Consider the following 22217-nt stretch of genomic DNA (forward strand, 5'->3'; position numbering starts at 1 on the left):
ATGACCAATGACAACGATCTCCAACCGGATCGATCAGACATTGAGCGCGTTCAACGCCTCGTAGGAACCCACTACCGCCTCAACTGGATCATCGGCCGGGGCGGCATGTCCACCGTGTGGCTCGCCACCGACAACGACACCGGCGACCCCGTCGCCATCAAAGTTCTCAAACCCGAGTACACCGACAACACCGAGTTCCGCGAACGCTTCCGGAACGAAGCCAACGCGTCATCGCTCATCGACAGCCCCAATGTCGTTCACACCCACGCCTACCGCGAAGTCCTCGATGCAGGGCTGACCTTCTGCTTCATCATCATGGAATACGTGCGTGGCGAATCACTTGCCGACGTCCTCGCGCGCGAAAAGAAACTTCCCGAAAAACTTGCACTCGACGTGCTGCAGCAAAGCGCGCTCGGGTTGCAGGCCATTCACGCTGCCGGCATGGTTCACCGCGATATCAAGCCCGGCAACCTGCTGATCACACCCGACGGCACGGTCAAGGTCGCGGACTTCGGCATCGCCAAAGCCGCCGAAGCGGTGCCACTCACGCGGACCGGCATGGTGGTTGGCACCGCGCAATATGTCTCCCCTGAACAAGCCCAGGGGATGAAAGTGGGGCCTGCCAGCGATATTTACTCGCTCGGCGTTGTCGGCTACGAAATGCTGACCGGTCAGCGGCCGTTCCGGGGCGACTCCACTGTGTCCGTCGCCATCGCGCATATCAACACGACGCCGCCTGCTCTGCCTGAGAGCATCGGGCGGAATACTCGCGAACTGATTGCGACGGCGCTGCGCAAAGACCCCCGCGCACGCTACGCCAATGGTGCCGAACTCACCATGGCTGTCGCCCACGTTCGCAACGGCGACATGCCGCCACTGCCCGAAACACTTCATCAACAAATTAACCAAGACGGCATGGTCACCCCCAGCGGGCCCGACGCCCCCACGGCCATGTTCGCGACCAATGGTGAGCCCCAGCCGACCGCGCAATTCGTCTCGCCCACAGCGCCTGGCGAATCCATTGCGCAGGTCACCGAACAACCTCAAACCCCTGCTCCCAAGGTCCAGGGGCCAGCGCCGCAACCCGGCGGCACCGTCCACCCATCACTCGGCGGAGCGGCAACTAACCGTGGCCCCTCCGACGGCACACGTATAAGCCCGGCAGCCCAGCAGAACGCTGCAGCCCCCGGCGCGGCAGCAGCCGCTGCTAACCGCCCTGGTGGCACGCCCAATCGCGGACAAAGTCCTGCCCGGAACACCAACAAAGGCGCGGCGCCCAACAAGAACAACAACTCCAAGGCCACGCGGTGGCTCTGGACGCTCATTGGGCTCCTCGTCCTTATCGTCGTCGCTATTGGGGCATGGATGGCTTTCGGTGTTCACCGCGATGGCGGGCGCGACGAAACTGGCGAAACTGTCACCAGCGTCATCACCACCGTCGTCCCTGGTGAGAACGACGACAATGACACCGCGCCGGCGGAGACCTACCAGCCGCCGCAGCGGACCAACACGGAACAACAGACCAACCCCGGCACTGAGACCCGGCCTGTTCAGCCGACCGAAACCGGAGACCAAGGGACGAACAACACCCCCGGTACCGACAACGACACCACAGGCGAAAACGGAAACAACGGGACCACCGACGGCAACTCCGGTAACACGAACACCGGCGGGAATAACTCCAACGGGGGCACCAACAACGGGTCCGGGAACGCAGGAAACAACGGCAGCCGCGGAAACAGCAACGGCGGCAACAGCGGATCCGGCAACACCAACCAACAAAACTCCGCCATCAACGGAGGAACCGGGACAGGAGGAACCACCGGGCAAGGCCACAGCTCCCACAACGGAACCAGTAACGGAAACAGCGCTCGGAGCGGGGTCTAAGCGATGGATTCAAACACCCTACTAGGGGGCCGATACACACTTTCCGAAATCATCGGCACAGGAGGAATGTCCGACGTCTACGCCGGCACCGACACCCTCCTCGGACGCGACGTCGCCGTCAAAATGATGCGGCCCGACCTCGCACGCGACACCACGTTCCTCGAACGATTCCGCCGTGAAGCACTCAATGCCGCCAAGCTCAACCACCACGCCATCGTCGCCGTCTACGACACCGGGCAGACAAGCGAAGCTGACGGCTCCGTCCCCTACATCGTCATGGAACGCGTCCGCGGACGCACCCTCCGCGACATCATCCGCGAAGACGGACCCCTGGATCCCGAGTACGCCGCAACCGTCATGGCCGACGTTGCCGACGCACTCCACTTCTCCCATGAATCGGGCATCGTCCACCGCGACATCAAACCCGCCAACATCATGATTACGGCCACGGGGTCCGTCAAAGTCATGGACTTCGGCATCGCGCGGGCACTTGGCGACGCGACGTCCTCCATGACGCAGACCGCTGCCGTCATCGGAACAGCGCAATACCTCTCACCCGAGCAGGCGCGCGGGCACTCCGCCGACCCGCGGTCCGACATCTACGCCAGCGGGTGCGTGCTCTACGAACTCATCACGGGACAGCCGCCGTTCCAGGGCGAATCGCCCTTCTCCGTCGCGTATCAACACGTGCAAAGCACACCGGTGCCACCATCACACGTTGACGGCATCAGGCTCAATCCGACCACTGCCACCAACGTCGACGCCGTCATCATGACAGCGATGGCGAAGGATCCGGCTGACCGCTATGACGATGCCGCCGATTTCGCCGACGACCTTCGACGTTTGGCTAGCCACCGCACACCGCTGGCCGCACAGCATCGGACCAATCCTTACAGCCCGATGCCCCACCAGAACGATCCCAGCGACGTCGCGACCACCGTTATGCCCGCTGCAGGGGCCGCGGGAGCAGCTGGAGCTGCCGGGATCGCAGCTGGAAGCGGCCCGCACAGTGCGGCCGCCCAAGGTGCCCACGCAACCCAACCCGGCCCGTCAGACGCACCCGGCCAAGCACAAGGAGCACACGCGGCTGTCGCACCGGCAGGGAGCGACACTGCCATACGGAACTCCGGCGGCAAACACGCCAGCAAGCACTCCGAGCAGGGCGAAAAGAAACGCAGCGCACTGTCCACATGGATACGGATTATCTGGACGCTCGTTATCCTCGCCGTCCTCGGAATCGGTGGCGCCGTTGCATGGTCCTACTACCACGACAACACGACGAGCAGCAGCCTCCCCCACGTCGACACTAACGACAACAAAAAAATAAGTATCCCCGACGTTCGGAACCTCACCGAGGACGACGCGATCGCCAAACTCGAAGACGCCGGGTTCAAGGTGAAAACGCGGGAAGCGTCTAATGCCGACGTCGAAAAGGGCCATGTCATTGACACGAGCCCAGCAGCGGGATCGCAAGTGCCCAAGGGCACCCAGGTCACGCTCACCATTTCCACCGGAAAAGAGCAAACCGACGTCCCGAACCTGACGGGGAAGGACACGCAAGAGGCTTCACGGCTGCTTCAAGAAGCTGGGCTTGTGCTCGACCAAACGGTGAAAGAGGCGCCATCTGACAGTGTGGCCTCCGGCCGAATTATCGATCAAACGCCGGCATCGGGTTCTCACGTCACCAAGGGAAGTAGTGTGACCATCACGGTGTCCACTGGGCCGGAACGCGTCCGAGTGCCCGTCGTCACTGGTCAATCGATCGACGACGCCCGCGGCAACCTCGAAGGTGCCGGGTTCAAAGTGACGGTCACCGAAGTCGATTCCACCCGCCCCGAAGGCACAGTGCTCCGCACCGCCAACGAAGGCAACCAGATGCCCAAGGGAGCAACGATCGAACTTCAGGTCTCCCGCGGTAACCAGCTGACGATGCCCAACCTCGTCGGGCAAAGCACCAGCCAGGCGCTATCCGCCTTGCGCTCGGCCGGATGGACCGGTGGGACTGCCCGGTTGACCACGCACGATCAGAAGACGAACGATCTCTCCAAGATCAACGAGATCATGACTCAGTCGATCCCTGCTGGTCAGGCTGTCGACAAAGACTCCACGATCGACGTCGGCGTCGGCTCATTCAGCCTTCTGCCATAAAGGCGGGAGGTTGGTGAATTAGTGCACAACCGCATGTACGGTTCACTAATTCGCCACAACCAGGACCAGGTTGAGAAAAACCTTGCCTGGTCACTTTCACGCGACCTACAGCCCCGACAAGACAGCGTTGTGCCGATTCTCCAGCTCACGCACGCGTTCCTCGTCGACAGGGAAACCAGCGCACCCCATCCAATTCGCCACAATCCGGTGGCCGCAGCTCGTCATGATCGACTCCGGGTGAAACTGCACACCATGCAAAGGCAGCGACGCATGCCGCATGGACATCACCATCCCCGAATCCGACCGGCCGGTCACCACCAATTCCTCCGGCAGCGACGCCTCATCCACCGTCAACGAGTGATATCGCGTCACGGTCACGGGATCCGGCAACCCCCGCATCACACCCGTACCGTCGTGCCACACCGGCGATGTCTTCCCGTGCAACAACTCGTCCGCACGGACAACCGAACCGCCCAAAGCCTCGGCCAACACCTGATGTCCCAAACAGACACCGAGCATCGGGACCTCATGACGGATACATGCCTTGATCAGCGGAATCGACTGACCCGCCGCCGACGGCGTCCCCGGCCCCGGCGAAATCAACACCCCGTCGAAACGCTGAACAACCGACCGGCCCGCAGCCCGATCCTCCGCAGAATCCACCAAACGGTCGTCGTCGTTACGCCACACCGTGCACGTCTCCCCCAGCTGCCCGATGTACTGCACAAGGTTGTACACAAAACTGTCATAATTATCGACGACGAGAATCCGCATACCGGCAATACTAACGGCACCTCGAGCCCACAGCGTAGCTACCTAGCTATCACTGGCCCCTGTTACCGCCGGTTACTGAGCAGACCCCTTCAGCCGGACACGGTCACCCGGCAACCACGCCCACTGCTTCACCCGCCACGAGCCGCACGATTGATCAACATCTGAGTACGACGCAGCACCCAGATCCAGCGATGCCGGGGAGTCCAACACAATCCACCGGCAATTTGACACATAGCCGTCCTGCACGAAATGGGCCTCCACGCCGGCTAACTGACCAGCTATAAAGCGCATCACCGAACCGTGAACAACCACAATAAGGTCACTGGGGGTGTTCGTATCCGACCCCACCGCACCGGAGACAAGGAGCGGCAGCATCGGGGTAATGCCCACCAGGAAGCGACGGCGCGTTTCCCACCCGGACTGCCCACCGGGCATGCGCATATCCATCTTTCCCGACGACCACTGCAACTGGGTGTAGCGGTACGTGTGTATCGACTCCATGTCGGTGTTCATTTCCAGATCACCCGCGGTAACCTCGGTCAAACCCGGGATCGCCGTCGGTACAGTGGGATCGTTCGGGTCGGCCGTGATGGGGGCGGTCTTCACCCCCTCCGGCGACGGCGACGCGGTAAATACCGACGCGCCCTGGTTCACCATCCCCTGCGCGGCGAACCGGGCGGTTTTCCTGGCGCGGAGGGCTTCCGAGCTGATAATAACCGGGCGCGGTGAGCCCGCTGGGACATGATTTTGGTGCTCGGCGCCTGCTCCGGAGAGGGTGCCGTCGGCAACGATTCGCTCGCCACCGGTAAAAGCCTGCTCAACGCCCATTGAGGTCAAATCGGCCCCAGGCACAGCGGTATCGAGAGCGGTGATGAGGTTGGACGTCGTCTGCCCGTGGCGGAAAAGAATCAGCCGTCCGCGGGGCGCGTTCTGCTGCTTCTCCTCCGATGCATGGCCGTGTGATGTGCCGCTGTTGACTGTTGTACCCACGCTATTCACCTGTTTTCCTCCAGCCGTTTGTCATCATTCTGTACTCGCTCGCCACGTGCCGCCGGCTCGACGGTCCAACGTTGTGTCGCTTTACCACAGGACATCGGTCTCCGGGGCGGTTCCTTCCGCGCGATGAGCAACCCACTCCTGCGCGGTGAACCACTCAGCGGGAGTTGCCGTCGACGGTTTATCCGGACTCATTATCGACGTCGGGCCCGCAGTATCGGACGTCGTTACAGTGTCGGATGCAACCGCTTGGCCAGACGTCGTCGCCACGTGGGGCCCGTCGTCCATCGGCCATGACCCGAGGAAGCGCAACACCTGGACCGTTCTATGCAAATGCTGCAAAGCCGTCGCCACATGTGGATCAGAGATATGCCCGCTCATATCCATATAAAAGCGGTATTCTCCCAACGCTTTCCGCGTGGGGCGGGACTCAATACGAGTCAAATCCACGCCATTCGACGACACCACCGTGAGCGTTCGAGCCAGCGCGCCCGGCTCATTGCGGACGTTAAAGACGACCGATGTGCGATCACGACCCGTATGAGCTGTGGGTTTGCCCGGCTTTCCCACTAACACGAAGCGAGTCTGCGCACCGGCAACGTCGGCAACGCTATCGGCTAAGGAGTGCAAACCGTACAGCTGCCCGGCGCGGGCAGGCGCTGCGGCAGCATCAACCTCACCTCGAGCGACCATCTCTGCAGCTGCGGCGTTGGATCGGGCGGCAACGAAATCGGCCGGCGGGAGGTGGTGATCAATCCACGATGTCACTTGGGGACGGGCGACGGGGTGCGCACTCCAGGTGGCGATGTCCTCGGGGCGGGTGCCCGGCCGGGCGAGGATGGAGAAGGCAATCGGGATGGCAATTTCTCGGTAGATCTGCAGCGGGTGCGACCCCGCGAGCGCATCGAAAGTCCTGGTGACAGGGCCTTCAACTGAGCTTTCAATGGCAACGCACGCCCAATCGGCGCGGCCACGAATAACAGCGTCCACAGCGTATTGGGGTGAATCGACGGGGAGCGGAACTATGCGGTGGCCGCGTGCGGTGATGGGCTCGGTGGCTTCCACGCCACTGCTTTCTGGCCCAGCAGCCCCGTCCTAGTGCCCTGGGGTGGCGTATCGCACCACCCATGACCTGCGAATTCCAGCATGGCCATTTCCGTAAAAGTCCCTGACGGTCCAAGAAATGCGACGACGGGGATGTCGTGATCGGATGTGTCGGATGTGTGACTGGTTTGGTGCGCGCCCACGCTGCTTGACTGCTCGCTACTCATTCCACCTGCCTATGTCGTGGTGTTCTCTTCAACCCTAAACCACCAGGAATCAAGAATCAGATAGACAAGGTGGTGGTGGCGCAACCATATCCGCCTCCCCGTAGGCTGTCAGGTATGGATTTCCACGACGTGTTGGACGCCCCTTTGGCCGATATCCTCGCTATGGTGCGCGGTGGGCGTCGTCACGTCGGAACCCAGGAGGCCACGACACCTTCTGACCAGCACAATCGTGACCAGCATCTTTCCCCGAACGTGTTGGCGGGCCTCGCGCAGGACCGTGTGCAAGCCACCCGGGAATCAACCGGGCTGAGCACACAAGAGCTAGGTTTTGCCCTGGATGACATTCCCGTCACCTATCCCAGCGCTCAGCGCAGTAGTGGCCCGTTCGCCGGCTTGCCCATTCCGATTAAGGATTTGCTCCCTGTACAGGGGATTCCCTGCACACAGGGTTCGGCCGACCGCGTATCTGTGCCGGACAAGAACGACCCCGTGGCGGACGCGTTATTGGACGCCGGCGCCACCATTTTCGGAGCATCGGCCACCTCTGAGCTGGGCTTATCGTGCTATACGGAACCGACCCATCTGCCGACGGTTGTTAATCCGGCGTTGCCCGGGCGCACACCAGGTGGTTCGTCGGGCGGGGCCGCGGCACTGGTTGCGCGTGGCATCGTCCCGGTGGCGCATGGGAGCGATGGTGGCGGCTCGATCCGCGTCCCCGCCTCCTGTTGCGGGATCGTCGGGTTTAAGCCTCCGCACGATCCGACCGATGGGCAGCTCCGCGCGGATGGTTTTCTGGCGCGCACGGTGGCGGATATCGCGGTGGCGTCGTCGTTAATTACTTTTCCTGGTCAACCGCGGGTGACTCGGACTGAGTGGGTTCCGGGAACGCCGAATGTGAGTGTTCCTTCTCGACGTCTACGTGTGGGAATTTTAACGAAGCCGCTGCATAGTGTGGGTCGGAATGCGCCGCACCCAGCGCCCCACGGTGCTTCGCACTCTGCGCCCCGTCCGGCGTCGAATTCCCTGATGACAGGCGCGCTTCGGATTGCTGCTGATCGAGTGAGGGCGGCGGGCCATGATGTTGTTCCCGTGACCAGCCCGTATCCGCCGGAGACCATTGAGTTGCTGCGGATCGTGCTGGCGTACCGGTGCAGGAATCTTGATGGCGCGTTGTCCCCGTTGAGCACGTATTTTCGTGACCTGGGTGCGACGATCACGGCCGAGCAGTATGAAGAGACACTGGTCAGACTTCGGGAGCTTCCGGATCTGGTGCTCGGCCAATGGTCTGACGCGGCGAATGTGGATCTTGTGCTGACCCCGACCATTGCGTATCCGCCTCCGCCGGTGGGCACGTTCGCGGCCTTGCCTCCGGAGGAGGATTTTGCAGCGCAAACCGCGTGGACCCCGTGGTGTACGTTGTGGAATTTGACGGGCTGGGCTGGGCTTTCGGTCCCCGTCGTGACGACGGCAATTGAGGGCCCGTGGCACGGATGGCCGGTAAGTGTCCATGTGGGCGCCGTGGGGGATCGTGTGTCGCCGTGGGAGGTTCTTGGTGTCGGGCTTGTCGTCGAAAAGTAGCTCCATCGCGACGCTGCGCTGGGAAATTGTCATTGTCCTGGCCGTGACATTCGGGATGTCGGGGCTGCGGGCGGCGCTGCGCCTGGTGCAGGCGCTGGCCTCTCCGACACCGCTGAAGGGCCAGACCGCGCAGTTGAATCCTTCGCAGGCGCCGGTCGCCTGGCTTGATGTGTCGCTGCAGGTGTTGTCGGCAGGGACCTTGGTGGCCTGGGGCGCGCTGGCTGTGTATATGTTGTGGGTTCATCCTGTGACGACGAATCCTGTGCGGTTTTTGCGCTGGTCCGGACTGTCCGACGTGTGGCATGGGCTGGCGGCCGCTGTGGCGATTGGCCTGCCCGGGCTGTGCTTTTATGGCGTAGCTCGCGCGTGGGATTTGTCGGCGACGGTTGATCCTGCGGCGGGGGTCCGTGCCTGGTGGTCGTACGTGTTGCTGATCATTTCCGCGTGCGCGACGGCCTGGGCCGAGGAAGTGGTCGTAGTGGGGTGGTTGCAGACCCGTTTGGCTCAGTGTGGTGTGTCGGGGGCGCCGCGCGTGGTCACCTCGGCGCTGTTGAGAGGCTTGTACCACGTGTACCAGGGGCCGAGCGCGGGCGTGGGGAACGCGATCATGGGGCTGATTTTCGGAACGTATTTCGAACGCACAGGCCGTGTGTGGCCGCTGATCATTGCTCATGCGGTAATTGATTGCGTGGCATTTGTGGGCGCGGCGCTGCTCGCGGGGCATCTGCCGTGGCTAGGGCTCTAGATGATGTGCCCCCACAAGGCCGTGTAACTCTGGCCCCACGCGTTTCGATATACTCAACGCTTGGTTTCACCTGTAGCTGCGTCACCTGCAGATTCCGCAAAACCGGATGAGCATGAACCGGATGAGCATGAACCGGGTGAGCGCAGCCCCAGAGCCTGAGCGTCATCATCGCTAGGCCGGAACATCCCCTGCCGTCGCCGGGGTGCTGCCAGCGTTATCACTGGTAAGCGATACTTTTGTCGGAAGGAAATTTTGTGCCTGCTTTGTCGCTTCGGAGTGGTAGCCGGTTTGGCACCGGCCGTGCCCGTGAAGCACTAAGCAGAACACACACCCGCGGTTCGGAGAGCAGCTCAGCCGCGATTATCGGGTGGCCGGCCCATGTGTTGGGCCTCCTTGTCGGGCTTCTGACGCAATTAATCTGGCACGGCCCACGTGAGAACGGCGACTGGGCCGCGTTGTGGATCGCCGGCAAGCTCCTCCGCCAGGGTGATGATCCGCACATCTACGACTACGCCCCCGACGATTTCGCTGCCTGGGCAGGCCCTTTCTGGCAGCCGTTCGCCCAGCAAGATGTCACATCAGCCTCACCGCATCCGTTTGTTCAGGCACCATTCGTTGCCCAAATGGCTGAGGCCCTGACATTCGTAATGTCATTCCACACATCGGTGTTCTTCTTGACGGTGGCGTCGGGATGGGCGCTGGTCGTGCTGGTGGCCAGCGCATTTTATGTGTGGTTTCACCGCCCGATCCCCATGGGCGTGTTGGTCGGCGTCACGGTGGTGGTGTGGCTTTCCACCCCATTCCAGTGGTCGATCACATTGGGACAAACGACGCCCTTGGTCACCGCTGGGATCGCCTATAGCATCGCGGCAGCGCGTCGTCATCCCTGGTCAGCGGGCATTGTGCTAGGTGCGGTCAGTGTCATTAAGCTCACGCCGTTGGCTCTTATCCCTCTGATGCTGCTGTTTCGTCGTTCACGCCGGACGTCACTCATTGCGATCGCGACAACGGCTCTCTGCTTCGGGTTTTCTGTGCTGACCGTGGGGTGGCCGTTGCACGAAATCTGGCGTGCGCGGGTTCACATGTTCTCCACGTTCAAAGTGATCGCACCGACGAGCCAGACCTTCGTGTCAATCATGAAGCGCCATCTTATCGACGAGGGCCCCGCGGGCGCGCCGATTATCCAGGACACGCCCGGCTGGATGGTGGTCACACCAATGATGCTGGCCGCCGTGATTGCCCTGGCCTTGGCCATCGCGGCGTACCGCTGTCGGGGGCGGGCCTTCGAGATCATCATGGTGGGCGCCATGTGCGTGGCCACGTGTTTCTCCGGCTTCGTGTGGACGCACTATTTCATCATCGTTGTGTTGCCGGCCTTCGGCGTGTTCGCGCTGACCGCGCGCCGCAGGTGGGCGGTGGCCTGCATTGCGATGATCAGTGTCCTCTATTTCCCTCCGCTTTCCGACGTTATTTCGTCGCAGCACGATAACCGCTACTTTGCTCAAACAGGCTTTTATGTCCCTGGCGGGGCTTTAATGGCGACGATTATCATGCTGTTCTTGCTGGCAGCCGCCGTTGTGGTGCCCGCACGTCGGGCGGCTAGCGCTGGGCTCCCCAACTCTGCACCGGAGTTTCGGGCGCCGTGGGGTGCGGGGGCATCTGCAACGAGGCGCACCAGCACACCCATAGCCAATCGCTCCACCCCACGCGCACGGTCCGCAGTCGCCCGCTGCTTCGCCCACGCTAACGCACCCCATTCCACCTTCATCTCTGGCTCATCGCCACGTCAGCGTGGCCACATCGTCGGCAGAATGGGCCATATCGTTGCTGTGCTCTCTGGCCTTGTCACTGTCTTGGCGTGGAACTCCCACCGACAGACAGATGATTGGTCCTCACTGTGGATCGCCGGCAAGCTCGTCGCGCAAGGCGATAAGAACCATATTTACGATTACAACCATCAGGATTTTGCACGCTGGGCCGGGGAGTACTGGGCACCATTTGCCAATGAGCACGTGACATCCCCCTTGCCTCACCCGTTTATTCAGGCGCCGATCGTGGCCGAAGTGATGAGCCTCATCACCCGCATCATGAGCTACGACTTTTCAACGCTCGCGCTGGGATTCTTCTCTGGCTGGGCCATGGTGATCACTGTCGCCTGCGCCTATCGCGTCTGGGTGGGGCGGCCTATCCCGCTCGTTCTCCTGCTGCCCGTCGTTGTGGTGGCCTGGGTCTCAGCGCCTTTTTCCATGGCTATTCGTCTGGGCCAAACAAGCCCGCTGATCTACGCGGGCATCGCCTACGCGATCGCCGCTGCGCGCACTCGTCCCCGCTCGGCGGGCATTGTGCTCGGCTTGGTCAGCGTCGTGAAGCTCAGTCCTTTCGCTCTGATCACCGCAATGTTCCTTTTCCGTCGGTCACGCCGTACAGCCGGCGTCGCCGTCGTCACCACTGTGGTGGCGTTCCTCGTGTCGCTGGTCGCGCTAGGAACGGACGTATTCCGCACCTGGATCCGTGTTATTCACGACCTATCCTCCGCCCGCGTTGTCGCCCTGGAGAGCCAGAGTTTCGCGTCGATTATGTTGAGAAGCCATCTTGGCGACGACGACAACGTCTGGGTGCCCATCATCCGCAATCCACCGACCTGGGTAGTGGTGATTCCGCTCATCCTGGCAGCGTTGCTCGCCATTCTGGTCCTCGCAGCCGCGTATGTGCGTCGGGAATATGCGTTCCCGCTGTTCATGGTGGGAATTACCAGCATCGCGACGGCTTACTCTGGGCTGGTGTGGACCCACTATTTCCAGGTTGCGCTACTCCCCGCCTTCGGGTCCATAGTCCTGGCGGAACGTCGTCGCCTGGCCGGTTTTCTCACCATCGGTTTGAGCCTGTTCTTCGTCCCGCCCCTCTCCGATGTGGTGGGGGCCGCGGCCCAGGCGAAGGTCCATGTTCAGTCCGGCGGCTTAATCGCCCTCATTGGGCTCATTCTGCTGATGTGTATCATGGCCCTTCTGCCCGGCTCGGTTCTCCCTCCACGCACACGGTCGCGCATCACTCAGTGGCGACAAACACATGACCGTGACGACGAATGGCTGCGGTCATCGGGGCCGTCGCTGTCCCACAGGTATCGCAATGATATGACCGCTCCGCTACCTGTTGTGACGGATGCTCCGCGGGCATCGGGTGGACGCCACCACGTGCGCCGACGCCACACCCAGTAACATTATTCACATGAATACCACTAGCGATGACGATTACCTCCGCGGCCCTGATGGCCGCCCGATCGTCGACCGCTACGGGCGACCTATCCGACGCCGGTCGGGGAAAAACACTGCAGCTTCGAGCAACGGTGCTGATGGTGGGGGTCACCGTCACGAAGCAAACAGTAGGCGTACCGGCAGCAACCGGGCCGACGGGTCTCGCGTCGACTACTCCGGGGGGAGCTCTCCTGCGCGGCACGAGAAGCACGAATACCAGCACTTTCGTGCGCAACCGGGGCCTGCGTCGTCCCGTGCGAGATACCAAAGCGGGCAGTCGGAGCGAACCGATTCCCCTCAATCACCACGCCGCCGTGATGGACGTCCCGGGGACTACAGTTCGAGCTCCCGTCGATACTCTCAGCCGTTGCCTCCTCGTGGGATCGTAGAGCATAACCGACGCACCGGCGCGCCCAGTTATCCTCCCACCGGCAGCCGACCCTCCGAGAAGGGCCACCCTTCCGGCCCAAGCCGAGGCCGTCGATGGCTTTCGTCCGCCACAAGCCGTGGACGTTGGTGGCGATCGTCCGGGTGGTGGCGCAAGCTAGGAGCTCTCTTGGGCGTCCTCATACTCGTTGCCCTCGGGACGATGGTGTGGGTGGATCTTCGCCTCCATCGCGTTGACGCTCTGGCGAATTATGGCGGACGACCCAGCGGCGGTTCGGGAACGAACTGGCTGCTCGTCGGCTCTGATTCGCGTGATGGCCTCTCTGAGGATCAGCAGGCTGAGCTGTCTACCGGCGGCGATACGGGTGGCGGACGCACAGATTCCATCATCCTGGTGCATATCCCCTTCGTGGGGAAAGCGACGATGGTATCCATCCCCCGCGATTCATACGTCGATGTGCCCGGTCATGGGAAAGACAAGGTCAACGCTTCGTATGCTCTGGGCGGCCCGCAGCTCCTCCAGCAGACGGTGGAACAGGCCACTGGCCTGCGCATTGACCACTATGCGGAGATCGGTTTCGGCGGGTTTGCCGGGGTTGTCGATGCGGTGGGCGGCGTCAAAATCTGCGTCGAGCAGCCCATGGATGACCCGCTCGCTGGGATTAATCTGCAGCCGGGGTGCCAGAAACTTAATGGCCCCACCGCCCTGGGCTTCGTTCGGTCACGGCATTCGATGGACGACGGCGACATCGGCCGCGCCCGGAACCAGCGGACGTTCCTCGCCGCGCTGGTGAAGAAGGCGCTATCCCCCACCACGTTCCTCAACCCGTTCCGCTTCTTCCCTTTTGTCAGCCGCATGACGGATTCTTTCACAGTGGACAAGCACGATCACGTGTGGAATCTCGTGCGCCTGGGCATTGGGTTGGGCATGTCACCACGTAACGAAACGATCCCCATCGCATCCTATGAATCCACAGATGTCGGGGACGTCGATATATGGGACGACGACGGAGCACAGGAACTATTCAAGTCGTTGCGCTAGCCGTCTACCGGATAGTCACTTGGCGGGAGCGGATCGTATCCCGCGCCTTGCGCTCGTCGGCAGTCAACGGCGTGTCCACGGCCAACGCCTTTTCCAGTGCAACAGCCAGTTCCTGAATAGGCTCCTGGAATTCTTGCGCCGTTACCGTGGGATCGACGTCGAAAACCGGCACCGCAACACCGTGGGTGCGGAACGCCCCGGCAAAGCGTGTGCCTTCGCCCAGGGTCAAGTCCCCAGCGGCGTACAGGCGGGCCAACGCGGTAAATAACGCGTCCTCGTCATCCTGTCGGATCCAGCGGATGTAACCTTTGTCGCCGCCATCGGTCCACCAGACCGCGCCCGGCGCGGATACGTCGACTCTCTCGGTCGGGAGCATCGACTCATTGACCTGCTTCATGTTTTGCTGCATGGCAGGATCGATGGTCTGTCCCTCCGGGAGCCACCAGTCGAAGTCCTTCTCGACTTGTACGTCGAGCTTCTGCGCGGGGTCCATCAGCTCGCTCAACTCCGGCTCGGTGCCGTCGGCAATGGATGTTCCCAGCGTTTGCCCTGGTTGAGCAGTCTGCAACCAAACAAGGGTGTGGGCTAGATCCTTGTGGGGGTTCGGCCCGCGGTGCTGCCGCTGAAGGGCAACGAACGCGGTAGGGGGAGTGTCGCCGTCGGTATCGCGCACGATAGCGGCGGTTGCTCCGGGCAGGACGGTCACGAGGTAGACGGGGTAGTCCACGCCCTTCACCGAGATTTTCGCCCGTGCGGACGGGGCGAATTCCTGCATGGCAATAAGATCTGCTTCCGACGCAAAACCCCCGAATGGTCGCGGGTCACGCTCTAGTGCTGCACGTTCGGCGGCCCGCTTAGCCAACTTCGCTTGGCGACGGGTCATTCCTTCGGGCAGATTCTCATTCTTCTTTTTCTTCCTTGACACCTGCCCTAGGCTACCTGCCCACTCCCCCAGCTAGCCAGTTTGTAGCAGCAAATCAGGAGTTTCTGGCCCGTGCTTTTCGACGCGGCGCGGTACTCCCCACACAACATGGCGCTCCCCAAGCGAGACAGCGTTCCCACTCAACTCGCCGTCGGATACTCAGCCTGGGCCGACGCTTCATCCATCCACTCGCGCGCTTGGCGTGGCTTGTCGGTGGCCAACCAATCAATCCCGTGCTGAGCTGCCCACATGACGTCATTTCTCGTGTTGACGGTCCACGTGTAGCAACCGTCACCACGCCGAATCAGCCCCGGACGCAGCTTCGCGTTCACGATGGACGGTCCATACGCCTGCGGAATATCCATTCGCCAGAGAATGGGTCCGAGCGGGCGCTGAATTTCGCGCCGCAACAGAATGCGGTGTACAGAGGGCTCAAGGTGCCGCATTCTCGCGAGCGACATGGCTGAAAAGGAGATGACGTGCAGCCGGGGATTGTCGACGTGGCCACGGTCGCGAAGCACCGAAACCAGCGTCTTTTCTAGCTGTCCGCCATATCCCGACGGGTGCTTCGTTTCGACAAACAGTCCGCAGTCTGTGTCCTCAACGAGATCCAGGAGCGTACTAAAAAGCAACGGTTGTTGCGGTTCCGCGGTGGTGCCCACGTTGATACTGGGGAGGTCATCGCGGGTGAGTTCCGCGATGGGGCGTTTATCTCCCGCGACGCGTTCAAATGTTCGGTCGTGTGAGCATACGAGGTGTCCGTCTTTGGTGAGGCGGATATCGCATTCTATGCCGTCGGCTCCTTCGGAGAGCGCGGCATCGTAGGCAGCGAGTGTCTGTTCGGGGTGGTCGCAGCTGGCTCCGCGGTGGGCGATGATCTCCATCGGTTCTCTTTCTTTCCGCCGAGCCAGCCGTGTGCTCGTTAGGCCCGTCCTCGGCTTCGTGAATCTAGAGAATTGTCACTGGTGTTGAGCGCTTTACCGATCCTGTTGAGGATGTTGATGGCATCCGGAATGTGCGTTCCTTTGTTCAGCATGACGCCTTGGGTACGCAGCGCAACGTCGGCATCGGTGATCTCTGCGCGTGAGGGCAGCCCGGATTTCGCCATGGTTTCGAGGACTTGCGTCGCGAAGATAGTGGGAATGTGAGCAGCATTCGCCACGTCCATGATCTGTTCGCGGGCTTCGGACATGCGGCTGAAGCCGAGTTCCATCGCGAGGTCACCACGAGCAATCATGACGCCCGAGTTCCTGTGACGGAGCAGTTCGGTCACCACATTAGGTAGGTCATTGTAGCATTCTTCGGATTCGATCTTCAGCATAACGCCAAGGTTCCGAATGCGCGCGCTAACTGCGGCGGGGTCTTCGCTTTCCGACGCTGCTACGTCGATTTCTTTCTCGATGGCGTCGAGAATTTCCGTGAGGTCCTCGGCGGAGCGGACGTAGCTCGGCGCAATGATGTCTGCCGTGCGAACGATCTCAGGGAGGATGGCGCGATCCTCGTCGGTCATCGCGGGCAGCGGAACGTGGATGCCGGGGAAGTGAATCCCACGACCTTCACGCAGGTTCTTCCCGCCTTCACGGGTGTGAACGGCGACGAGTTCCACGGAATCGTACTCCGCGGTGTTGTCCTCGGCGTCCTTCTCACCGGCGCGGGTGACGGAGGTAACTTCGCACTCGATTTTCGCGTCGTCGAAAAGAACCCGGGAACCGACGTCCAGACTACGGATAGCTTGTGGCTCACCACAGTTGATGGCGGGGATATCGTCCGTCGGGTCGGTGGGCGTAGGGTCGCTGGTCAGCGTCAGGCGTGACCCAACGTCGACGTGAACACGCTGCTCAGAGCGCCCGATCCCGTGGATCCGAGTTTTGATGTACTGGCATGCGACCAGGCTGCCATTGGCCAAGTAGACGTTTTGGCGTCCGTAGGCAAGCACTCCCTCGTCAGTGACCTTGTGCACGGTCATATAGCGCTTGGATCCGCGAGCATCCAACATGGATAGCTCATCGCCCTCGTTGACCGTCTGCAACCATTCCGGATCGACCTGGATGGCCAGCGTCGGACGGCCAGGAAGGCCCTCGGGCACAGGCGCCGGTGTCGTGGCGTTGTGGTCAAACGGGGTGATCCACAGCTTGGAGGGAGTCAAAATCCGCCCGGTCTTCGTCCTGGTCACGCGGGTACGCGCGATCCGCGGGCCGGGTTCGATAGCCCCGACCCGCAGTTTCGGCCCCGGCAGGTCCATGGAGATTTTGATTTCGCGGCCGACGCGTGCGCTGGCGGCACGGACGTTCGCTGCCATTGCCCGCCAGGCTTCGGGAGTATCGTGCGCGCAGTTAATCCGGGCGATGTCCATCCCCGCGTCGGCGAAGGACTGGACAAGGTCGGGATCGTCGGCTGCTTCAGTGGGGAGAGTTACCATGACGCAGCTCGGCATGCCATCCCGGGGTTCACCCAACAGAGCAGAGCTGTTGGACGCTAGCTGTTCCTGGGAACGCTCAATCGCTGCAGCTAGACGGGCGATATCATAGCCTTCGCCCTCGGCAGCACAGTCGGCACTGCCGTCGTCACTGGACTGTCCACCCAGGTTCTGCAGCAGAGTTTTCGCCGCGCGGAGTTGGTCGGCAACAGGAGCCTGGTCGGATACACGGATTCCTACCGCCCGCAGTTGGGCAATAATGTGGCGGGCATCATCGGCCTGGAGGCGCGCGAAGTGCTGCACATTGCGAGCCCCCTCACGGTGTTCCGCGTCTGCGGCGTCGATTAGGTCGCGTTTATCGTGGTCGACCTCACTGAGCATGGTCAGGAGGCTACTGACACCACGGATCAACTCATTCAGTGAGGTCGTCGCTGAATTTGTCGTCGTTGCCTTCGACGACGATGCCCCTGACGTGCTGGCATCGTTGAGTTCACCATTATGACCATTCTGTTCCACTATGTGCCCTCCGGAGCGGCGGATTTCTCGTACGACCGAATACTACTTCGTTGCTTCCTGATCGGCATTCGGGCCGTAGAAGCGGTCTTTGATTTCACGCAGTTGCGCAGCTGATGCCTTCATCTGCTCAGCTTCGTGGTCATCGAGTTCCAGCTCGATAACGCGGTGGATTCCGCCACGGTTCACCAGGGCCGGGGTGCCGATGTAGATGTCGTCTTCGCCGTATTCACCCTGCAGGTATGCAGAAACAGGAAGGACGACGTTCTGGTTCTGCAGGACAGCACGCGTAATCCGAGCTAGGCCCATGCCGATACCGAAGGAGGTCGAGCCTTTGGCGTCGATAATGGTGTAGGCGGCGTCGCGGGTCTCTTCAAAGACCTTCTCCAAACGTCCGTGCAGCTCGGGGTCCTTTTCGAGCTTCTTGCGCATCGACACACCGCCGACGGTCGAGGAGGACAGCACCGGGAGTTCCGAGTCGCCGTGCTCACCGATGATGTAGGCGTGAATGGAGCTCGGGGCAACGTCGTACATGTCGCCCAGCATGGAGCGGAACCGTGCGGAGTCCAGAACCGTGCCCGAACCGATAACGCGTTCCTTGGGCAGGCCGGAAATCTTCCAGGTGGCGTAAGTCAGGATGTCGACAGGGTTCGACGCAATGAGGAAGATGCCATCGAAATCGTGCTTCATGACATCTCCAATGATGCTGTTCAGGATCTTAATGTTCTTGTCGACGAGCTGCAGCCGGGTTTCACCTGGCTTCTGTGCAGCGCCTGCGCAGACGACGACCATCGCCGCGTCGGCGCAGTCGTCGTAGGTGCCTACCTTGACGTTGGTCGGGCTCGATGCCCACACGACGCCGTGGTTGAGGTCCATGACGTTGCCGGCGGTCTTCTTTTCGTCGATGTCAATAATGGCCAGTTCGTCGCACACACCCTGGTTGATGAGGGCGAAGGCGTAGGCGATTCCGACGTCGCCAGCGCCAATTAGAACGATTTTGTTACCAAGGCGGCGGTGTTCTTGATCTGCCATGAGAATTCCTCCAAGGAATGAGATCTGAAAAAGATGGTGCGACGGCGCGTATGTGCCGTGATGTATTCTTCAGTGTTATTGTGCCCGGTTTTGCCCGAATACGCTAGTATTTTGACAAGCAATCAAACATATACCCCCGGTTCTTATTGATTGAATATGGGTTTCTTTTGTTTCCTCATGAGCGCTCTATGCCGCCTCTCCCCCTTTTTTAGGGCACAACAGCCCACATATCCACAGCCTACCTTAATCTTATGGATTCGTCCTGATTAATAGGGTGTTTTTCATCTTTTATGGCCTCGACCTGCACCCATTTATCGTCTTCATTTCGGAATAAAGAAAAATTTCTTCACGTTAAAGGTTGCGAAACCCTCGGACTTCCACAACACTGGGTTTCACGCACAAATTAGTTGTGCGAGTCACACTGTTGAGAAAATCACAATGCGCCAGGTTTTAGCGGCGCGTGTTAGCTATTAACGAAAGGTACTGAAATGGCTGTGTACGAACTTCCTGATCTCCCCTACGATTACGACGCTCTCGAGCCTCACATCTCTGGCGAGATTATGCAGCTTCACCACGACAAGCACCATGCAACCTACGTTGCTGGCGCAAACACTGCGCTGGAGAAGCTAGAGAAGGCCCGCGAAGAAGGGGCAGACGCCAACGAGATTCGCGCACTCTCCAAGAACCTTGCCTTCAACCTTGGTGGTCACACCAACCACTCCATCTTCTGGAAGAACCTTTCCCCGAACGGTGGCGGCGAGCCGACCGGTGAGCTGGCCGAGGCTATCAACCGCGACTTCGGCTCCTTCGAGAAGTTCAAGGATCACTTCTCCGCTGCTGCTACTGGCCTTCAGGGATCCGGCTGGGCCGTTCTCGGATACGACCACATCGCTGGTCGCCTCATTATCGAGCAGCTGACCGACCAGCAGGGCAACGTTTCCGTTGACTTCACCCCACTACTGATGCTGGACATGTGGGAGCACGCCTTCTACCTCCAGTACAAGAACGTGAAGGCTGATTACGTCAAGGCCGTATGGAACGTCTTCAACTGGGCGGATGTGGCAGAGCGCTACGCACGGGCCAAGTCAAAGTAATGCCCTATGGCCACTTTCTGGTCACACGCGTGGCCACGATAGATAGGCGGCCACGGTAAGAAGCGTTAGAGGAAGAGGCACCTGCGGGTGCCTCTTCTTTTCATACGCGGCTTGCCATACGTGGCCCACATAACCACGCACACAGCGGGACTTACAATAGGTCTATCAAGCAAAAGGGATATCTACCGTCAGGTAGATCCAACGTCAGGCACATCTAGCGTCGAGCCGGGAAATCAGGTGTCACACTATGGCCACTCAGGGCTTACCTGACGGGTACACGCCACAATCCCCCATGTACCGCAAAGTCATCTTGGCGATGGTGGGCGCTGGGTTGGCATCATTCAATGCCCTCTACTGCACACAGGCTCTCCTCCCCGTGCTGTCCGAGGACCTCCATGTCACGCCGGCAACGGCATCACTAACCGTCTCCGCGACGACGGGGATGCTCGCGCTGTCCATCATTCCAGCGTCGGTCATTTCAGAGCGCTTCGGACGCAAACGAGTCATCATGCTCAGTGCCCTATCCGCTACCTTGCTGGGTCTCCTTCTCCCCTTCTCGACGTCGGTCGGCATGCTGATTACCTTGCGTGGACTGCAAGGCATCGCTGTTGCGGGGGTTCCAGCGACGGCGATGGCGTATCTTTCGGAGGAGATTCACCCGAAACACGTTCCTCACGTGATGGGGTTATACGTTGCGGGGACGTCGGTGGGTGGGCTGTCCGGCCGCGTCATTCCCGCTGGCGTCCTGGAGTTCGCATCGTGGCGATGGGCGCTCGCGGCTACCGTGGCGGTAGCCATTATCTTTGCCTTTATCACGTCATGGGCGCTTCCCGATCAACAGCGTTTCCAGCCTAAGCGTTTGACGTTTCAATCGGAGTTCAGCGCCATTGCCCAGCACGTGAAAAACCCGCGCTTGAGTGCGCTGTTCACCCTTGCTTTCCTTTTCATGGGTGCCTTCGTGTCGCTATATGACTATGTTGGCTACCGTTTGACAGGACACTTTGGTCTCAGCGAGGGCGTCGCCGGCGCTATCTTCTTCCTCTATCTCTCCGGAACGTGGAGTGCGACGCAGGCCGGGACGATGGTCCAGAAGTTCGGGCGGGCGCGTGTCCTTGTCGGGTCGATTGTCGGCATGATGATCGGCATGGCTGTACTGTTTTCCCCCGAGCTCATCAGTAGCATCCTGGGAATTTTACTATTCACGGCGTGTTTCTTCGCGGCCCATTCCGTGGCGTCGGGGTGGGTCGGAGTGGTTGCTACGACCAACCGGGCGGAAGCGTCGTCGATGTATTTGTTCTGCTACTACATGGGGTCATCAATCGTAGGCTGGCTCTCCGGCCATGTTCTCCACTCGTGGGAGTGGGGTGGGCTCGTCGTGTGGCTGCTTGCCGGGCTGGCCATAGCAACAGTGATTGCGTTGTTCATCGCGCGCACCACCCCATCGACCCGAGCGACACCGTCACCGGCAGGCGACTCCCGTTGAGTGAACCGGGCAGTAGCCATTGGGGTTTTTATCCAGGTACTGCTGGTGCTCATCTTCCGCGAGGTACATCGTTTTCGTCGGTGTGTCGCTCAGTAAAGAAATGTCGGTGGTGATGTCCCCATAGCCGGCGTCGGCCAGTGAGCGAGAGAAGGACTCCGCTATCTCACGGGCTTTCTGCACTTCGTCCTCGGTCTGTGCGTAAATCACGGAACGATACTGGGTGCCCACATCGTTCCCCTGGCGAAAGCCCTGCGTCGGGTCGTGTGCCTCGAAAAATGTGCGGATGAGATCCTCGAAGGACACTGTGTGGGGGTCATAGATGATGCGGACGGTTTCGGCATGGCCGGTCCGACCTGTGCATACTTCCCGGTACGTGGGGTTCGGTGTATACCCACCGGCATAACCGACCGCTGTGCTTTCTACGCCATCGATCGCCCAGAAGAGTTTTTCGGCTCCCCAAAAGCATCCGAGCCCCACGACGACGCTGCGCTGCCCGTCTTTCCACGGTCCGTCGATGGGTGTTCCCAGAACTGTGTGCGGTGCGGGGTGTGGCAGGATAGGTTCATCACGCCCGGGGAGCGCATCTTCCCTGCTCACGATGCTTGTTGGTGTGGGTTGAGTGCCAAAAAGAAATCCCATGAGCACAGGGTAGACCGAAGTAAGGGTGTTCGAAAGGCG

Annotated in this window: 18 protein-coding genes; 9 read left to right on the plus strand and 9 right to left on the minus strand. The window is 60.8% G+C overall.

What is annotated here, in order from left to right; all coding sequences use genetic code 11:
• Complete coding sequence (locus tag KCQ76_RS10495; RefSeq protein ID WP_102215166.1) at positions 1 to 1887, plus strand: serine/threonine-protein kinase; 1887 nt, start codon at positions 1 to 3, stop codon at positions 1885 to 1887.
• Positions 1888 to 1890: 3 nt separating this feature from the next.
• Complete coding sequence (pknB, locus tag KCQ76_RS10500; RefSeq protein ID WP_046201873.1) at positions 1891 to 4035, plus strand: Stk1 family PASTA domain-containing Ser/Thr kinase; 2145 nt, start codon at positions 1891 to 1893, stop codon at positions 4033 to 4035.
• Positions 4036 to 4140: 105 nt separating this feature from the next.
• Here pknB and KCQ76_RS10505 read toward each other — a convergent pair whose 3' ends face one another.
• The 4 genes from KCQ76_RS10505 to KCQ76_RS11210 form a co-directional block, all read right to left on the minus strand.
• Entirely contained in the window at positions 4141 to 4809 is a 669-nt protein-coding gene (locus KCQ76_RS10505) for an aminodeoxychorismate/anthranilate synthase component II (protein WP_046201872.1), read from the minus strand.
• Between the two features lie 72 nt (positions 4810 to 4881).
• Positions 4882 to 5808: a histidine phosphatase family protein gene (locus KCQ76_RS10915; protein ID WP_046201871.1), complete on the minus strand. Its 927-nt coding sequence runs from the start codon at positions 5806 to 5808 to the stop codon at positions 4882 to 4884.
• A gap of 81 nt (positions 5809 to 5889) precedes the next feature.
• Positions 5890 to 6870, minus strand: coding sequence for a prephenate dehydratase (gene pheA, locus KCQ76_RS10515; RefSeq protein ID WP_373369124.1), 981 nt, complete (start codon positions 6868 to 6870; stop codon positions 5890 to 5892).
• Entirely contained in the window at positions 6828 to 7076 is a 249-nt protein-coding gene (locus KCQ76_RS11210; RefSeq protein WP_236882139.1) for a hypothetical protein, read from the minus strand. Before KCQ76_RS11210 ends, pheA begins: the two co-directional genes overlap by 43 nt.
• A 114-nt stretch (positions 7077 to 7190) precedes the next feature.
• Here KCQ76_RS11210 and KCQ76_RS10520 point away from each other — a divergent pair, with 114 nt between their 5' ends.
• From KCQ76_RS10520 to KCQ76_RS10930, 5 genes are all read left to right on the plus strand, one after another.
• Positions 7191 to 8654, plus strand: coding sequence for an amidase (locus KCQ76_RS10520; RefSeq protein WP_052723028.1), 1464 nt, complete (start codon positions 7191 to 7193; stop codon positions 8652 to 8654).
• The gene (locus tag KCQ76_RS10525; protein ID WP_374042376.1) at positions 8629 to 9399 is read left to right on the plus strand and encodes a CPBP family intramembrane glutamic endopeptidase; all 771 of its coding nucleotides are present in this window, start codon (positions 8629 to 8631) and stop codon (positions 9397 to 9399) included. The genes KCQ76_RS10520 and KCQ76_RS10525 overlap by 26 nt, the downstream gene beginning before the upstream one ends.
• A gap of 254 nt (positions 9400 to 9653) precedes the next feature.
• A complete protein-coding gene (locus KCQ76_RS10530) occupies positions 9654 to 12614 on the plus strand; it encodes a glycosyltransferase family 87 protein (protein ID WP_221914868.1) in 2961 nt (986 codons plus the stop codon).
• A 26-nt stretch (positions 12615 to 12640) separates the two neighbouring features.
• Positions 12641 to 13039 carry a hypothetical protein gene (locus tag KCQ76_RS10925; protein ID WP_046201869.1) on the plus strand — a complete coding sequence of 133 codons (399 nt, stop codon included), beginning with the start codon at positions 12641 to 12643 and terminating at the stop codon, positions 13037 to 13039.
• Positions 13040 to 13206: 167 nt separating this feature from the next.
• The gene (locus KCQ76_RS10930; protein ID WP_046201868.1) at positions 13207 to 14079 is read left to right on the plus strand and encodes an LCP family protein; all 873 of its coding nucleotides are present in this window, start codon (positions 13207 to 13209) and stop codon (positions 14077 to 14079) included.
• Positions 14080 to 14083: 4 nt separating this feature from the next.
• Here KCQ76_RS10930 and KCQ76_RS10540 read toward each other — a convergent pair whose 3' ends face one another.
• The 4 genes from KCQ76_RS10540 to KCQ76_RS10555 form a co-directional block, all read right to left on the minus strand.
• A complete protein-coding gene (locus tag KCQ76_RS10540; protein WP_231725419.1) occupies positions 14084 to 15004 on the minus strand; it encodes a DUF5926 family protein in 921 nt (306 codons plus the stop codon).
• Between the two features lie 137 nt (positions 15005 to 15141).
• Positions 15142 to 15885: a glycerophosphodiester phosphodiesterase gene (locus tag KCQ76_RS10545; protein ID WP_046201866.1), complete on the minus strand. Its 744-nt coding sequence runs from the start codon at positions 15883 to 15885 to the stop codon at positions 15142 to 15144.
• Positions 15886 to 15923: 38 nt separating this feature from the next.
• Positions 15924 to 17933 carry a pyruvate kinase gene (locus tag KCQ76_RS10550; RefSeq protein ID WP_052722422.1) on the minus strand — a complete coding sequence of 670 codons (2010 nt, stop codon included), beginning with the start codon at positions 17931 to 17933 and terminating at the stop codon, positions 15924 to 15926.
• Between the two features lie 42 nt (positions 17934 to 17975).
• A complete protein-coding gene (locus tag KCQ76_RS10555; RefSeq protein WP_046201865.1) occupies positions 17976 to 18962 on the minus strand; it encodes an L-lactate dehydrogenase in 987 nt (328 codons plus the stop codon).
• A 488-nt stretch (positions 18963 to 19450) separates the two neighbouring features.
• Between KCQ76_RS10555 and KCQ76_RS10560 the strand changes: the two genes are divergently transcribed.
• Positions 19451 to 20056 carry a superoxide dismutase gene (locus tag KCQ76_RS10560; RefSeq protein WP_046201864.1) on the plus strand — a complete coding sequence of 202 codons (606 nt, stop codon included), beginning with the start codon at positions 19451 to 19453 and terminating at the stop codon, positions 20054 to 20056.
• Positions 20057 to 20303: 247 nt separating this feature from the next.
• Complete coding sequence (locus tag KCQ76_RS10565; RefSeq protein ID WP_046201863.1) at positions 20304 to 21539, plus strand: MFS transporter; 1236 nt, start codon at positions 20304 to 20306, stop codon at positions 21537 to 21539.
• Here KCQ76_RS10565 and msrA read toward each other — a convergent pair.
• Entirely contained in the window at positions 21516 to 22178 is a 663-nt protein-coding gene (msrA, locus tag KCQ76_RS10570; protein ID WP_046202083.1) for a peptide-methionine (S)-S-oxide reductase MsrA, read from the minus strand. The two genes, KCQ76_RS10565 and msrA, sit on opposite strands and share 24 nt — an antisense overlap.
• Positions 22179 to 22217 lie beyond the last annotated feature (39 nt).

The sequence above is a fragment of the Corynebacterium parakroppenstedtii genome, assembly GCF_019754935.1.
GTDB lineage: Bacteria > Actinomycetota > Actinomycetes > Mycobacteriales > Mycobacteriaceae > Corynebacterium > Corynebacterium parakroppenstedtii.